Annotated in this window: 18 protein-coding genes; 17 read left to right on the top strand and 1 reads right to left on the bottom strand. The window is 34.8% G+C overall.

All coding sequences use genetic code 11. From position 1 onward, the window contains the following. Positions 1–53 precede the first annotated feature (53 nt). From D9780_RS05560 to D9780_RS05605, 10 genes are all read left to right on the top strand, one after another. Positions 54–2,633 (top strand): pLS20_p028 family conjugation system transmembrane protein, encoded by a 2,580-nt coding sequence (locus D9780_RS05560; protein ID WP_121639549.1) that lies wholly within the window; start codon positions 54–56, stop codon positions 2,631–2,633. After that, positions 2,605–2,937 carry a DUF5592 family protein gene (locus D9780_RS05565; RefSeq protein WP_116278792.1) on the top strand — a complete coding sequence of 111 codons (333 nt, stop codon included), beginning with the start codon at positions 2,605–2,607 and terminating at the stop codon, positions 2,935–2,937. The genes D9780_RS05560 and D9780_RS05565 overlap by 29 nt, the downstream gene beginning before the upstream one ends. After that, on the top strand, positions 2,918–3,601 hold the full coding sequence (locus D9780_RS05570; RefSeq protein WP_240458784.1) for a hypothetical protein: 684 nt from the start codon (positions 2,918–2,920) through the stop codon (positions 3,599–3,601). The genes D9780_RS05565 and D9780_RS05570 overlap by 20 nt, the downstream gene beginning before the upstream one ends. Positions 3,602–3,617: 16 nt before the next feature. Beyond that, complete coding sequence (locus D9780_RS05575; protein WP_121639550.1) at positions 3,618–5,576, top strand: VirB4 family type IV secretion system protein; 1,959 nt, start codon at positions 3,618–3,620, stop codon at positions 5,574–5,576. A 2-nt stretch (positions 5,577–5,578) separates the two neighbouring features. Beyond that, entirely contained in the window at positions 5,579–6,244 is a 666-nt protein-coding gene (locus D9780_RS05580; RefSeq protein WP_121639551.1) for a hypothetical protein, read from the top strand. Next, complete coding sequence (locus D9780_RS05585) at positions 6,241–7,362, top strand: peptidoglycan DD-metalloendopeptidase family protein (RefSeq protein WP_240458785.1); 1,122 nt, start codon at positions 6,241–6,243, stop codon at positions 7,360–7,362. The genes D9780_RS05580 and D9780_RS05585 overlap by 4 nt, the downstream gene beginning before the upstream one ends. A gap of 6 nt (positions 7,363–7,368) precedes the next feature. Next, positions 7,369–8,358, top strand: coding sequence for a hypothetical protein (locus D9780_RS05590; protein ID WP_121639552.1), 990 nt, complete (start codon positions 7,369–7,371; stop codon positions 8,356–8,358). Positions 8,359–8,692: 334 nt separating this feature from the next. Further along, on the top strand, positions 8,693–8,998 hold the full coding sequence (locus tag D9780_RS05595) for a hypothetical protein (RefSeq protein WP_121639553.1): 306 nt from the start codon (positions 8,693–8,695) through the stop codon (positions 8,996–8,998). Positions 8,999–9,016: 18 nt separating this feature from the next. Then, complete coding sequence (locus D9780_RS05600; RefSeq protein ID WP_121639554.1) at positions 9,017–9,289, top strand: ribbon-helix-helix protein, CopG family; 273 nt, start codon at positions 9,017–9,019, stop codon at positions 9,287–9,289. Positions 9,290–9,306: 17 nt separating this feature from the next. Then, on the top strand, positions 9,307–9,873 hold the full coding sequence (locus D9780_RS05605) for a thermonuclease family protein (protein ID WP_121639555.1): 567 nt from the start codon (positions 9,307–9,309) through the stop codon (positions 9,871–9,873). A gap of 28 nt (positions 9,874–9,901) precedes the next feature. On the opposite strand, the gene D9780_RS05610 is transcribed toward D9780_RS05605, so the two are convergent. Next, positions 9,902–10,690: a hypothetical protein gene (locus tag D9780_RS05610; protein WP_116278784.1), complete on the bottom strand. Its 789-nt coding sequence runs from the start codon at positions 10,688–10,690 to the stop codon at positions 9,902–9,904. Positions 10,691–11,049: 359 nt separating this feature from the next. On the opposite strand from D9780_RS05610, the gene D9780_RS05620 reads away from it, so the two are divergent. The 7 genes from D9780_RS05620 to D9780_RS05645 all read left to right on the top strand — a co-directional run bounded on the left by D9780_RS05620 (position 11,050) and on the right by D9780_RS05645 (position 16,216). Then, positions 11,050–11,487, top strand: a complete 438-nt coding sequence (locus D9780_RS05620) for a hypothetical protein (RefSeq protein ID WP_121639557.1) — start codon at positions 11,050–11,052, stop codon at positions 11,485–11,487. A gap of 59 nt (positions 11,488–11,546) precedes the next feature. Further along, the gene (gene mobP2, locus D9780_RS05625; RefSeq protein ID WP_162985798.1) at positions 11,547–12,782 is read left to right on the top strand and encodes a MobP2 family relaxase; all 1,236 of its coding nucleotides are present in this window, start codon (positions 11,547–11,549) and stop codon (positions 12,780–12,782) included. A 303-nt stretch (positions 12,783–13,085) separates the two neighbouring features. Next, positions 13,086–13,715 (top strand): hypothetical protein, encoded by a 630-nt coding sequence (locus tag D9780_RS05630; RefSeq protein WP_121639558.1) that lies wholly within the window; start codon positions 13,086–13,088, stop codon positions 13,713–13,715. A 303-nt stretch (positions 13,716–14,018) separates the two neighbouring features. Then, complete coding sequence (locus D9780_RS21020; protein ID WP_162985799.1) at positions 14,019–14,180, top strand: hypothetical protein; 162 nt, start codon at positions 14,019–14,021, stop codon at positions 14,178–14,180. A gap of 305 nt (positions 14,181–14,485) precedes the next feature. Continuing rightward, positions 14,486–14,905 (top strand): restriction endonuclease, encoded by a 420-nt coding sequence (locus tag D9780_RS05640; protein ID WP_240458820.1) that lies wholly within the window; start codon positions 14,486–14,488, stop codon positions 14,903–14,905. A gap of 71 nt (positions 14,906–14,976) precedes the next feature. Next, on the top strand, positions 14,977–15,132 hold the full coding sequence (locus D9780_RS21025) for a hypothetical protein (RefSeq protein ID WP_162985800.1): 156 nt from the start codon (positions 14,977–14,979) through the stop codon (positions 15,130–15,132). After that, entirely contained in the window at positions 15,125–16,216 is a 1,092-nt protein-coding gene (locus D9780_RS05645) for a JAB domain-containing protein (RefSeq protein ID WP_162985801.1), read from the top strand. The genes D9780_RS21025 and D9780_RS05645 overlap by 8 nt, the downstream gene beginning before the upstream one ends. The last annotated feature ends 9 nt before the right edge of the window (positions 16,217–16,225 follow it).

Raw genomic sequence — 16,225 nt, forward strand, 5'->3', positions numbered from 1 at the left:
GCTTACTCATACTTGAGTAGGTTCTTTTTTTTAGAAGGGAGGAACTATCTTAATTGAAACATAAATGCTGGAAACTGATTAGTTTAATATTAGTTGTAGTAGCTCACTTTCTTTACTTAAAACCAATGGTTATTCATGCTGATGATAAAAAGGATTTATTGCCAAAATATGAGCAATTAGAGTCTATTTTAAATATTAGTGACGGTTGGCTTTGGAACGATTTAGTTCGTGCGTTTTTATGGGGATTAGTTAAAATGCTCGTTTTTGTTAACAATATGATGGAAAACATTGTACATAAAGTCGTTTTATTTAATGACTTTTATGAATCGCCAGGAATGGAAAAGGTTATGGATGTCATTAAGCCTTTAGTATTTGGTGTATTTGTTATTTCAGTATTCGTTTTAGGCATCTTATTTATGTTAAACAAGATTGAAAAACGCCATGAAGTGCTTATGAATGTGTTATTAGCTGTAGGGATTATAGTAGTTATTCCTGTACTAATGACAGAAATGAACAAGATGGTTGGTTACGGTTTGGGATGGATGCAACAAACAGGAGATAAAACACTTGCGGGTGGCATTATTAAAAGTAATGTAGCCGATTTGAAGTATTATGAAGAAAAGGGGTTTCGAGTCGCAGGAAAAGGCAGTGACTATATAGGAGATGAATCTACCCCGCCCCGACCAATTGACAAAGATAAATCAACTGTTGGAACAAGTGATTATACGTATGCAAATAGGTTGTCAACGGGTAACCCATCTTTATATATTATTGAAAAAATGGATTCAGATAATGAAATATTAAAAAATAAAGCTGTTCCTACGGGAAATGGAGATAGTAAAAAGGTAGCAGAACTAAGAGATAGACAAATTGTTACTACGGAATTAGGGAAAGAATCATACTATCGTTACCACGTTAATTGGGGCGTTCTGTTCTTTTCTCTAATCGTAACATCAGTGGCTTTGGCTATTACCGTAATAAAGATTGGCAGAGCTGTGTTTGATTTGGCTTTTCATCAAATTTTTGGGATGTTTGTGGCAACAACAGATTTAACTGGTGGTCAACGAACTAAAAAAGTACTGATGGAAATTGTAAATACATTTGCTGTGATCTTTATTATGGTTGTTTTATTAAAAATGTTCATCATTTACAGCAATTGGGTAAATACGCTAAAGCCTGATATTGGTAGCATTGGGGTAGTCCTCATGCTTGTTGCTGGTGCGTGGGCATTAATAGATGCGCCAGATATCGTACAGCGATTAATGGGGATTGACGCTGGTCTACGTTCTGGTTGGCAAGCGATGATGGGTGCATACGCTGGTACGAAACTAGCAGGAGGCGCTGCTAAAGGAGCAGGAAAAGTAGCTGGTGGTGTCGGTAAAGCTACTGCTGGAATTGGTTCTGGAGCAAAAGGCATGTTTCGAGGTATGCGTACAAAAACGCCAAAAGAAAACCAACATCAAGGCGGAATGAGCAAAGATAACGATCAAGTGAAGCCAATACCAGCAATGGGGAAAACGCCAAACCAAGGATTAGATAGAGAGCCAATTCCTTCATTCGGAAGTGAATCCAGCTTTGGCAATGGAGAACGAAGTATGTCTCCAGATAATAATGGAAGTAGTGAAGATGGATATATGAAAACACCTGGAGGATTGCTTGTACCTCATTCACCAGGTAAATCAGAAAATAATGAAGGAAAGCACGCACCAAACGCTAAAGGTTCTCCAAATGCTGAAATAGAAAAACCTAGACTAGCTAACTTATCAAGATCATTCAGCACATCACCTTCTGAACATGAAGGGTTAGGACAAGGAATGCAGGCAATCTCATCATCACCAGTGAACCAGTCTATTGGTGTAGGGGAAGGGCAAACTACAAACGATTCTGTTCAAAGAGCAATGGATACAGCAGTAGGGCAAAAATTACAGCAACAAGAAATGGGCGCATCTACTTCAGAACGTCCATCACAAACGGAAAATCAAGGATTGCCTTATGGTCATAAAGAGCCACAATTTAAAAACACGCTTATTGGCGGTATGCCTGCAGTGCGACGCATGAAATCTTTTGCAACAAGAGCGGAAAATACAGGATTTGATGTTGGTCAGAAAATACGACGAGCTGGCAAAATAACAGGTAAGGGAGCAATGCAAACAGCTAGAGCAGCTGCACATCCGATTGAGGGAGCAAAACATATTGGTCGTTCCAGCCATGCAAAAGTGAAACAAACAATTGGAAGTGTTGGTTCAGGAGTCCGTTCTGGTATGTCTAAAACAGTTGGTGGTATGCGACAAGTGACACAGCAAATAAAAACACCACTTGGCCAATCAACGCCGAAACAATTAGGAATAAGACGTAACCATAGCATGCATACATCTAGGACACAAGGAGGAACACCAGTGAGCACACCTTCTCCAACTCATGGAGGATCATTTGTTTCAGGGGGGAAGCAACCTATCCAGTCAACTGACAGTAGAAGAACAATACAAACAAATCATCAATCTCAAGAACGTTTAAATAGTAAAACAGATATTTCCCAAAGAGGGAATAAGCAGAGAGAAAGTAAGATTTCTCTAGCAAAAAACCAGAAGGAGGGATTAAGGAACAATGAAATACGAAATACCAAAAGAGATTAAAGCCAAGCCCAAACTTTTGGGCTTGGAAATTCGAGAGCTAATCATTATATTTGTTAGTCTCTTTTTTATTTTCACTGTACTTAAAGATATGGTACACAAAGTATTCGTGATACCTTATTTTATTGTTTCCATTTCGTTTTTATTTTACATGGTTATGCCTTCTGCGAGTAATCCAAACTTGAAAAACTATATGTCTATTATTTTATTTTTTAAACAGGATAGAAATACGTACCACGCACTGGATTACCAGGGCATATTAAACGAACAGGAAAGGGAGGAACAGAATGAGCCAACAAGAAATTGAAAATCAAGATATAGAACCTATTGTTGTACCTTCCTATCTAGAACAGGAGGACAAAAAGAAAAAACAAAAGCCTGCTGTTTTAGGAAAAGCTATTCGTAAATGGAAAAGAAAAAAGACAAAGGAAGACCAGCGAGAAGAAGTGAAACGAAAAAGGGAAGGTAAAGTGTTGAGTCAAACCCCATATGTTGTTCCCTTTTTACAAATACAGGAGGATGTCATTTACTTAAAGGAAGGCGTTATGGACATTCTTCAAATTGAAACAAGCGATTTGCAATCGTTAAACGATACAGATTTAAATATATTGCTTTTGGCACAAACACGATTTCTTAGAAGTTATTTTTACGATTATAAAGAAGTAGCGCTTAACTTTCCAGCTAATACAGAAAGACAAAAAAGGTATTGGCTAAAAAAACGAAAAAAAACCACCGATCCATTGCGGTTAAGGTTTATTGATCGCAAGTTATTTGAGTTTGATTTTTTAGAGAAAGAAAGAACGAATCGGGAGTTCTTTCTTTTTTTATATGCAGATAACAAACAGCAACTAGATGAGCGAAAAGATGTAGTTATTAGGGGGATGAAACAATCCTTTCCAATAAAGAAAATTAGCCAAGAGAAAAAGGAAGATATTCTATTCTTGTTAAATAATCAAAACACAAAATTATAAGGACTGAGGTGGATATATGGCACTGTTAAAACGTAATAAAAATGAGAAAGAGCGAGTAGAAGAGGCGAAAAAAAAGAACAAAATAAAAGCAGATAAACATTTTTTAGCTAAAATTCAACCACAAGGTGGCATTAATTTTAAAGATAAATATGTGCAAAAAGGAGACGGTTACGAAGCTTGTATTCATATATGGGATTATCCTTCATCGGTGAATATGCTCTGGTTAGAAAACTTGTCTTCTATGCGAGATGTCATTGTAGTAAAAGATGTGGCCACCATGGATAAAGATGAAACGATTAGTTCGATTAATAAATCGATGGTCGAACAAGACGTACGATTCCGAGAAGCCAAACAAGAATCGGCTCGCAGGGATGCACAAACAAGCTACCAAGAAATGGAGAGTTTATATGAACAAATTAGTCAAATGGGAGAAGTCATTAAACTTATTCATTTGCGTTTATTTATCCATGCCCCAACTATGTTTGAACTCGAAAGAAAAGTTCAGAATGTACAAACAGATTTAACCTCTTATGGTTTTAAAGGGCAAATCTTTTTAAATGAAACGAGCTGGGAATGGCGTTCAATGTTTCTACCATTTTCACAGCAGCAGTTACTCCCAAATAAACGAGAAGGCAAGGGAATGCCAGCGATGACGTTAGCTTCTGGTTTACCGTATCATTTTGCGGAATTAAATGATCCAAACGGCTCTTATTTAGGCATGTCATTCACAGGGGGAAATGTATTGTTTGATCTGTTCCATAAAGACACAAGGCGGAGATATTATAATGCTGTTGTTGTCGGTACAATGGGCGCTGGAAAGTCTACGACACTGAAAAAATTAATGTCAGATAACACCATTCGAGGAAATTTTATTCGAGGGTTTGATGTAACAGGTGAATTTGAAACCATTGTCAATGAGTTTAATGGTTTTAGTATTCGTTTAGATGGTGGCGACGGTATTATTAATCCACTACAAATTTATCGTACCGAGGGGGAAGAAAAGGACGAAACAAAAGCAGAAGAATTAAGCTACATGCAACATTTATCCAAGATGGCAGACTTTTATAACTACCTAGCAAATGACCCGACATCGGAAGAATTAGAGGAGTTCAAAAAGCTTTTACGTTTGTTTTATGGTGCTTTAGGATTTGAAGAGAAAATGCACACAACAGGGATTACTACCCTTCCAAACGAGGAATATCCTATTTTTAGTGACTTATTAAACTTTATTCAAGAGCAACTGTATGAAAACCCAGCAAAACGAATTATTCGTTCTGAACTATCCCTTTCACGAGTGAATCGCTTAGAAAAAATAGAGCTTGTTATTGACAACTTAGTCCATAGCTATGGCTATCTTTTTAACGGTCATACAACGATTCCAGACTTTACGAATGAACAAGTTATTTTCTTCTCCGTTCGAAATTTAACGGGTTTAGAAAAAAGCGTCTTTAACGCACAAATGCATAATGCTTTGAGTTTAATTTGGGATAATTTAATTCAAATTGGCGCACCGCAGTTAAGTCAAATGTATGAAGATGATGCATTTGATTTTGATGAAGTTATTCGATTATTGGTTTTTATTGATGAGTCACACCGGTTTATTAACGCAGATAATATGTTAGCTGTTTCATTTCTGACAGACTTTGCAAGAGAAGCCAGAAAGTATTTCGGGGGGTTAGTGCTGGCTAGCCAATCAATTCGAGATTTTGTTCCTGACCATTCGGATAGTGCAACCGTAACAAAAATTAGAACTTTGTTTGAGCTTACCCAATACAAGTTTATTATGCAACAAGATACAAACACTTTGGACTCGTTACGAGCAATATTTGAAGGAGAGATGAGTGAATCGGAGCTAGCACAAATTCCACAATTTCAACAAGGAGACTGCTTATTATCCATTAATGGTGTTGGAAATTTGATGCTAAACATAGAAGCTTCTGAAGAAGAATTAGCACTCTTCCGAGGAGGGATGTAACATTGGAACGGCAAACGGTTGCGAAGTTTGTGTTTTTATTGGTCATTACGTTTGGTGTTTTAACGGTTATGCTTTTTAATTATTTCGGTTCAGATGATCACAAAGACGTGGAAGAAATGTTCCATGATACAGAACCAGAGCGTAAAGACGATAAGGAAGTTGATGAAGCCTATATAGAAGAATTAGACAAACAAATGGAACAAACAGTGGAAGAAGAAAGAGAAGCACCTCAGGAGGAGGCAGAAGAAGTAGAGCTTGAAGAAAGAGATATGGATACTCTTTTCCAAAAAACATATGGGGAAGATGTGTTACAAAAGGCTAAAACGATGGCAGAAGAAGTAGCCACGCTATGGGTTCAAGAAGATTTTACGATAGATAATTGGAAAGCGTTGGTTACTCCCAAATACTTAAAATCGATTAAAAAGAAGAAGCCATCTGGGAATGATGTCCAAAGAGAAATTAAAGAATTAAGTGTCGCACCAGCAGAAGAAATATCAAACAATGAAATGGTCTTGGGTGTGTTCGTATCTTGGGATGTAATAGCTAATGATGAGAAAGTAAATGAACAAATGGACATGATGTATGTCACAGTAAAGCAACATGAAGATGAATGGTTGGTGAGTCACGTAGACGCTACTGGTGCTTCCATGGAAGGTGGAGGACAGTGAAAAACTTCATGAAGATGGCCAAAACGGTTATCACTAAAAAAATAGGTATTGCTTTAATTGGACTTCTGGGTGTATCAGGAGTCCTTGTTATTTTTCTGTTTTTTATTCTACTATTAGTCATATTTGGAGTAGCTGGAGGCTCAGCAGAAAAGAATGATTCAAGTGGAACTGGAGGAATGTATAGTTGTTCGCAAACGGGAGAAATGAACATGGAAGCTTGGAATGCATATTTTGAAACGAACAAGTCAGGTGCATTCAAAGGACATGGCGACACGATTATTGAGTTGGCAAAAGAAAAAGGGATTGATCCGGTTTTATTTGGCGCTATTGCTTTACATGAAACAGCTTACGGTAAGTCACAGGCTGTCGTAAATAAAAACAATCCAGGGGGTTTAATGAACCCTAATGGTAGTGGATTATATCGTTTTAGTAACTTGGATGAAGGGTTAAGTGCCATGGCGAATACACTTTATAATCGTATTATTGTTGACGGGTTAGTAACGATTGAAAAGTTAGGTAGTGTTTATGCTCCGATTGGTGCAGATAACGATCCAAATAATTTAAATGTACACTGGGCTCCGAATACAAAACGGATTGCTGCAAAGCTTGGTGGACTTACGATGAATTGTGATCCAATGGAAGGTGTAGATGTCGAATTTAAAGGAGATAAAGCTTGGGTGGTTCCGTATACGAAACGTATTACTTCAAAGTTCGGACGACGAAATTGTGCAGGTTGTAGTGCCAATCATTTTGGTATCGATATTGCAGCAAACGGTGTAAGAGGAAAGCCAATTGTCGCTTTTGCTTCGGGTACAGTAACGACAAGTACATCAAACGGGACGCTACATCACTCCACAAGTGGCAACATGGGTTCAGGAGCTGGATGGTATGTTGTCATTGATCATGGAGACGGTTTGCAAACAAGATATTTGCATCTTGACGAAAAAGGAATAGCAAAAGGGACAAAAGTAAAAGCAGGTGATGTCATTGGAAAAGTCGGTTCTACGGGAGCTTCTACAGCTGCCCATTTACACTTTGAAATCATTATTAACGGGAAAAAAGTAGATCCACTTCCATTCTTAAAACCGTTTTTAACGAAAAATGGAAAGGAGGGCTGATGCTCTTTGGGGAAAATATCTAAAGCAAGAGAAAACAAATTTTATATTATTTTGTTAATCGTAGTAGCCATTCTATTTGGTGTTTTTTTTACGTCTAAATGGTGGATGTATGATGATAGTCCAATTATGCAAACCCCTTTCCATGAAACTATTTCTGGACTAGATCAGACAGATTTAAAGCTCATGGATTGGGAATATAATCCGAAGAAAAAGTTAATGGAAGTGACCATTGAAACCATTCATTCTGGTTCCGATGTGGTGAAACCAACGTTCTCTTTTGCAGCTAAAGAGCGTGATTCGAAAGAAGAATATCCTGTCAAAGTCGTGTACAAAGATGACTCCAATATCATCGTTCAAATTAAAAATGTTCCTGAAGATTATCAAGTTATTGGTTTGTTTGTACGAGAAAAAAGAGACAAAGAAATGTTATTAACGGAATATAAAGACCAGTTACTAGAACAAGAAAGTGTAGATAACGAAGCATTAAATGAGGTCAAATTACCCGAACCATCGGAAAAAATTATCGTTGGTGATTACCGTAAAATTGCGATTAATAACGCATTAAAAACGAAAGATGCCATGGATTATCAAAAGGATAATATCCAGTTAGAAATGCAGCAGTTAGAGAAGAAAAGAACGTATATTTTAGAGGAACAAATTCCGTTGCAAGATCAATTAGCAACCAAATTAAAAAAGGAAATAGACACCTTAAAAGCTGATTTAGAATATCAAACGGAGGAAGAAAAAGAAGCAACAAAAACATCTATTGATCAGAAGAAAGAGTCCATCAAACAAACAAGAGAGGAGAAAAAAGAGTTAGAAAAATTAGCTGAAAAGCATGCCGAAAAACACGCCATGTTACAGAAGAAATTAAAAGGGATAGAAGATGAAAACGGAAAAAAAACAGCTAAACATGATGATTCAAATGAAAAAAAGAACGAACAGAAGGAGGATGAACGACCAAAAAAAGAAGTGAAAAATAAGGAAGGAAAATAAACGTTTGCGTAAAACAAATAGTGAGTAACAAACCCTGTTAAGGGTTTTACTTGCTATTTTTTTAGGCTTTTTTCATATATAAAAATAATATATTTATACAAAAAACGTATAAATATACAGCAATCCTGAATAAAATCCACTATTTCTATGCAAAAAACATATATAAAAGTTATATATTCTTGCGAAAATCTGATAACAACGGAAAACTAGGCTCTGCCTAGTCCCCCACCTCATGTGGGGGCATTTTCCCCTTATGCTCTTCACATCTCCCCGTATGTATAACGGGTAGATGCCTGCGCTTGCGCCTTTATGCTACAGGAAGGAGGTTGTTCGAATGGAGATTAAAATACGAGATGTAGACCCTACAATTGTGAAAAGAATCGATCAAAATGCAAAGGACAAAGGATTATCTAGAAACGCGTATTTAAAACAGCAACTCGAAAGTTTTGCAATCATAAATGGAGTAAAAAATGATCGTGTTTGGTTTGAAGAAGTGCTTCGCCAAGTGAGGGAAGTTCTGGAATCAAATTACTATCGCCTAGAACAATTAGAAAAGCAGCACGAGAGGGTGCTGTTTCTTTTATCTTTAATAACCAACGTGGATATGGAAGACGTCAATGCATTTTTAGGGAGACAGTAATGTAAAAAAGGGGGTAGAATGATGGATGTATTGGTTCGTAATGTCGACGACATGGCTGTTAAAAAATTAGACCAGGAAGCAAGAAAAAGGGGATTGTCCAGGGAAGAATTTTTGCGTATTCAGTTGCAACATATTACGCTATTTAATGGTATGAAAAACGAATATGAACGCTACGAATTAGCACTTAATAAAGTAACAGAGGCTTTAAATTATATTCATTTTCATACTGCGAACTTAGAGAAGAAAACGGAGGAAGTTCTAAAAGCAGTGACTATGCTTGCAAAAGAATAAAGCTAAGGAGAAATTAAATGCGACATCTAATTAAAGTTATAGCTACAATCGTAGTACTCATTTTTTCTTTTTTCTTTTTTGATGGAGATGAGTTGCTTGTAGACATTAAACATTATTTTACGGAACAAGAATTACAAGCAGAAGAAGTAGTTGTAAAACGAGTGGTGGACGGAGATACCATTGTTATTCAAAATGCCAAAGGAGAGGAAGAAAGGGTTCGTTTTTTGTTACTGGATACACCAGAGAGTGTGCATCCACGTAAACCAGTACAACCTTTCGGAAAAGAAGCAAGTAATTTCGTGAAAGAGCAGTTAGAAGGGGAAACTGTGCAAATAGAATTGGGAGATCCAGAAACAGATAAATATGGTCGTCTACTTGCTTACATATGGGTAGATGATGTGAATTTTAATCAGCTGTTGATCGAAAAAGGATATGCACGAGTAGCTTATGTTTATGAGCCAAATACGAAATATCTAGACGCATTTCGAGAAGCAGAACAAGAGGCAAAAGAACAAGAAATCAATATATGGAGTGTCGAGGATTATGTAACCGAAGAAGGTTTTGATATGTCAGTAGTTAGATAAAAGCCTATTAGCTAGAAATAATAGGCTTTTATTTTTTGGAGGAATTTATAAACCAAATGACAATAAATAGGATAATTATCTTGTTTTCTAAATCAACTGAAAGGTTAGTGTTTAACAATAATATTACAATTAAAAATACAATAAAGTCAGGTATACTATATTTTAATAAACCTTTAACGCTAATAAACCGCATTTTTTGATTGTTTGTTCCAAAATTAAGTGTATAGTAAGTTAACATACTAATTGCCAACATATGTAATATTAATGTTACGTCAAGGTGTTCAAAAAAAATAGGAATTATTTCTTCAATAACAATAGATGAATTTTGCAGAAGAGTAAAGATTTTTTCGATTCCATCACTTTCACTTATGCCTTGAAAGAAATGAGAAAATTGAATGTTTATAGGCTCTGATAAAGTTATATTTGGGAATAAGTCAATTATCTTATTGATGATATAAAAATATCCAACACCAATCCCTATAAGTGAAAAATATGAGAAAAAATTAATAGGGGTACCGTTTTTCTTAATCTTTTGTATATTGATGAATTGCTTGAGATATGAAACAAAAAATATTAGAAGAAGAATGGAATTAATTTGTATAGCAGCAAAAGGGATCAAAATTCCACATATAATAGAAACAATAATGAATAGAGTAGTATTTCTTTTTGATCTATTTTGATAGTCGGATTGTATATGTATAGTTGGACTACCTTTAAATATGATGTTTGTTTTAGGATCAGCAGAATCTTTAATAAAAAGTATTATTGACAATAAGAAAGCTAAAATATTTGATATTTGCGCTAATTGGTTCAACAAGTATAACAAACCCTTCTAAAATTATTGAGGTGACTTAAAGTGTTAGATATAGTAGAAACTCTAATTTATTCCTTATTTTTTTTACTGTTACTTCCTTTGATAACAATATCCAAATTAGTTAAACAAAAGAAATATAATAGTATTACGAAACTAGTCATTTACTGTTTATATTTAAGCCTAAATTGTATGGGTGTTTACAATATATTAAAGCATTTAAAGATAATTTATCAAGAGGGATGCTCTTTCAATTATCAATTTATTGGAGTTTTTTATATTCTTCTGTTCCTGCTATTAGAATATAAAATCTGTTCTTTCCTCTTGTATTTTGTTCAAAAATACTCACAAAGAAAGGAGCATGTATGATGCCAGAAAAAGTGCCATCTTATTACCTGTTTACTCGTGATACAAAAAATAAAATAAAGCAAATTGCTGAAGAAAATAAGTGCTCAGAAGTCAATGCTATCACAAGGGTTATTGATATTTATATACAACAAAAGGAAGAACAGCAAAGTGTTCTTTTAGATGCTGTATCTCAATTAATGGATGAAAAATTAGGAGAGCTAAAAGAGAGTCTTCACCGATTACAAGTGACTGGCAATGTAATTGATAGAGACACAAAAATGATTCTGGAATTCTGGAATCATTATTTTGTCGTAAATAAGTTTCAGAACTTTATTTCTACAGAGAAGTTTAAAACGGATGAAGTAAAAGAAGCTGAAACATTAATTAAAGATCGCATATCAAAACATAGACAACGGAGGCTAGAGTGGGAGCAAAAAAAGCAAGCTAAACAGTAAGTTTTATCAATGAGATTTCTACATGTATGTGTAGAAGTCTCTTTTTTTGAGGTGATTATTTGTCAAGTCCAGGTATTGTTTTAGTCAGTAAATTTGTGATGGCCGACTCCAAAGAGTATCAAGATTATATTAATTATATTGATAGAGATGAAGCGAAAGTAAAACAGCAATTGAACTTTAAGCGTGATCATGAGGATGACTTTCGGATATTTCACTACTACATGGAATACATGGGAGATGAAGAAAAGCAAGGAGAACTGTTTACGCAACATCATAATAAATTAGATAATAAACAAAAAAAAGAAATGAAGCAACAGTTTCAACTGGGTCAGAAAAGGGGCTCTCCTATGTGGCAGGATGTCCTTTCGTTTGATAATGCTTTTTTAGAAGAACAAGGCTTGTATAATTCGAAAACAAAACAGTTAGATGAACGGCGTATGAAGAATATTGTCAGAGGTGCAGTAAAGGAAATGCTCCAGGCCGAAAAGATGAATGATACAACTGTCTGGGCAGCTGCCATTCATCATAATACTGATAATATTCACGTGCATATTGCAATGATTGAGCCGAAGCCAATGAGAGAAACTGTGCGCTTTTATGATGAGGAAAATGATATGTGGGTAGAACAGTTTCGTGGTAACAGAAAGCAAAATTCTTTAAACAGAATGAAATCCAAGGTTGCCAACCAAATATTAGATCGAAGTAAAGAATACAATCGGATCGATGCGTTAATTCGTGGTGCTGTTCATTCCAAAAAAGAACAGCGAATGAATCTAGCAAACTTTAAACGCACAAAGAAATTGTACATGCAAGCATTGACTCATTTGCCGAAAGATTTACGGCAATGGAGGTATGGCTATGAGTCTGTTAATGATGCAAGGCCATACATTGATGAGATGGTTTCCGTTTATTTAGAAACGAATCATGCAACAGAAATGCAGGAATTGAACCAACTATTAGATGAGCAAGTGGAAATTTCCAAACGACTATACGGAGAAGATAGCAAGCATGAAGCATATAAACAGACAAAATTAAACGATTTAAAAAAGCGCATGGGAAATGCTGTTTTAACAGAAATGAGAGAACAGATAAAAGAAGATCGTGCTAAGCGTTTTTATCAACAAAAGCAAGGTCGTCCATATTCTAATTTTACGTATATCCCGTATGCTTGGGAACGAAAGCTAAATATTAATTATTCTTTGATGAGGTTAAATAACAGTCTAAGGAAAACCTATCATGACTATAAACGTGAACGAAACATTGAAGAATTTGACCGAATGATGGAAGAAAAATAACTAAGGGGGAAACAACATGTTGATTGTTTGTAACTGTTGTTAATTGGGAATATTCTCTTTATAGTTGCGAAAATTTTTAATAAAAAATTTTCGCAACTATTGCATAAATCTCTTAATCTTTGTTACGCTTTTAGTGTAAGTAAACAATATTTCTCGTATTTAATATTTGGAATAGTGTTATTACAAGAATTATAGTTGGATAGAATCGATTTGCTGTTTAAGAACTTATTGAGTTCTTACTATGCGCAATAAACCTTGAGTTTTACTATTCCTTGTTGTTAAATATCTGAGAGAGAAAAGGGGATGTTATTTATTTTTAGAACAAAATTTAAAGCGAAAGTAGTAGCACCACTTATGATCTTAGCAATGTTGATCACCACGCTTACACCATCTGTTGCATTTGCGCAAAATTCGAAAGTAGATTATTCGAAAACAGATATTATTACTGAAAGCTTAGAAGTGAAGAAAGATGGAACTTACTTATTTGATACTCAAAAGGCTATGTCTATGGGTATGTCTGAAGGAAATGCAATAAAGGCCAAAGAGTCATTTGATTCTTTGACTTTATACGTGAAGGAAAACTCAGACAATTTGTATATAAAAAACAATTCAGACCTTCCTCAAGTAGAACCTGCTAGTAAAGGAAGCGTAATGATTAAAGCAACTATAGACTATATGAAAGCCCATAAAACTAAAATTGATAATGGTATTAATACAGCAATAGATAAGATTCCGTTCGTTAAAGAGACATTAAAAGAAAGATGGAAAGAAGCAGTAACCGTTTATGCTCTAATTGAGGCGCTTTCTCATTATACTGATTTTACTGGTACAATTGAAGATGCTATATCTGGTGCAATAACGGATATATCGCCTATTCCAGGATATGTAGCTGACATAATAGCGAAAACAATTACTTTTATACTTCCAATCTAAATTTAATTGGGTTGACAATCATAGATTGTCAACCCACGACTTTAAATGGAGAGACATCGAATGATTAATTTTTTATGGATTTTTGCTACAGTATATGTCATAAGTTATGTATCAATTTATAATTATCTAGATAATGACAATACTTTGTGGGCTATTACATTCAACATTATATTTTTAACTTTATCAATTAAATGGGTCTATAACTCGTACCGTAATAAAGATAAAAGGGAAATGATATTATTTATTGTGCTTGGTTTGTTTATTATATTGGCAACTATCCTTATAATCGTAAAAGGTTTTTAAATGGGAAAACAAATTATTAATTTTTTAACCGTTGTTTTAGTTGTTGTGGGAATATACATTCATTTTACTTCATCTAATATTTTAACTGTCCCATACCTTATTGGTTTAATATATGCCAATTTATTAGCTAAAGAAATCTTTCTAAAAGATCAAAATAAATAATTATTGAAATTGACTCCCAACAGATATTTTTAAAATATCTCCTGAAAGCTTTGAGCAAGGTGTTTCTTGTTCAAAGCTTTTTCTTTTTATGACACTACTAGGGGAGGTGAAAAGGGGCAAAGAAATAATATAAACATATTACCATGTGATGAAAATACAAGGAGGAATAGAATATGTTAGAATGGTTTCAGCAAAATGAAGTACTTGCTATAATGATGGTTCTTTTTTTTATTTTAACTATACTTGCTGTAAAGTGTAGTTCATTCTTCTATAAACAATTTTTAAAGTGGAAAGCACAGAAACGAATGGCTCAGTCAGGAATAAAAGATATTGATCGTATGGATGGATTTCAATTTGAAGCGTATCTCAAAATATTGTTTAAAAAGCTGGGTTATCGTCCTGTAGTTACGAAAAAATCTGGAGATTATGGGGCGGATGTCATTTTGAAAGGGAAGAATAAAGTTGTCATTCAAGCAAAACGATATGGCTATAAGAATCGTGTTAGTATGGATGCTGTAAGAGAAGTGTATGCAGCACAAGCGTTTTATCAAGCAGATGAGGCTTGGGTGATAACCAATTCCTTTTTTACGAAGCAAGCGATAGAGCTTGCTAAAGCGTGTGGAGTAAAACTATTGAATAGATACGAACTAGAACAGTTTATTATCAAGATTAATCCTGAACAATCTCCAAAGGAAGTACTAAGAAAAAAAGCGTTTATTAAATAAAGCAAATCATAAAAGATAAATATAAATGCCTCGAATTGGTTTCGTAAAAAAATGGGAAAGGAATGGTTGGAGTGAGAAACAAAGAACAGAGTATTTTAGATTATTTTGGTGTGCATAGTCATAAGGAATTACTGGAGTTTATGCAAGAGCATCCAGAAGATAAAGATGTTCTTTTGTTGAAGGAACTGCTTATTCGTATGGAATATGGGGGTAATACGGATGAATAACTTGTATGAGTACTTTGGTTGTTCTTCCAAAGAAGAACTCTATCAAAAGGTAACAAAAGGTGATGATTCTGTACGAAGTTTAGTAGATTTTATCGATTTCTCAAAGGGGCAAATGAATAGTAAAGAAAAAGCAATCACTTCTCCACAGGATTTTATCGAATTTGTAGCGAAGAGTAAAATGCCTTCTCAGAGTGAAACAACACTTGTTTTTTGTTCAACTAAAAATAAACCATTATATTTAACTCGGTATCAAAAGCACGATCAAATTGATTTAAAAAGGGTGTTAAAAGAAGGTTTAAATGCTGGTGGCGTATCCCTGTTTTATCTATCAAACGATACTATGTCTACGGATAATGAGGTAGAAATGGGGAATTATTTTAAGACGTTTGGTATAGATGTGATTGATGGATTTAGTTATAACGAAATTAGTGATACAATTACATCTAATAGGGAAATGATCCCGTATCGTCTTAGTAAATATGCCCCGCCTATTAGTGAGGTTGCCGAAAGAGATGGTGGTAGGGGGACGGCTTATGAAATGAAAAACGCTATCACTACTTTTCATGGATTTGATGAATTCAGCTCTTTTTTTGCTAATCAAGAGATTGTAGGAAGTAACTTGTTAAAAGACAATGCAAAGGTGAAGAAAAGCTTAAAAGTTGGTTATCAATATGATTGGCAAGAATCCTTTGGGATTATTGCTTGCGATTCCGATTATAAGGTAGTGTTTGTAAATGAACTTTTTAAAGGGTCACCGAATGCAAGTATTGTAGATAGAAAGGTGTTTACAAAGGCATTATTGTCAAAAGACGATGTTTCAAAGATTGCTGTTTTTCATAATCATCCTTCAGGCATACCTGAACCAAGTCCTGAAGATAAACAAATTACCAAAGGTCTGAAAGAGGTATCGGAAAAACTGAATATACAGTTTTTAGATCATTTTATTGTCGGAAAAGAAAGTGTTTATTCATTTGCAAAATATATTCCTGAATATGTATGTAGAAATAAAGATTATAGCAGTTTTGTTCAAAAACAGGCTAAGATAAAAAGAGGTAAACAAATGGCATTTGAGCTGGAATTATGAGCGGGAAAG

The organism is Virgibacillus sp. Bac330 (assembly GCF_003667845.1).
Taxonomy (GTDB): Bacteria; Bacillota; Bacilli; order Bacillales; family Amphibacillaceae; genus Virgibacillus; species Virgibacillus chiguensis.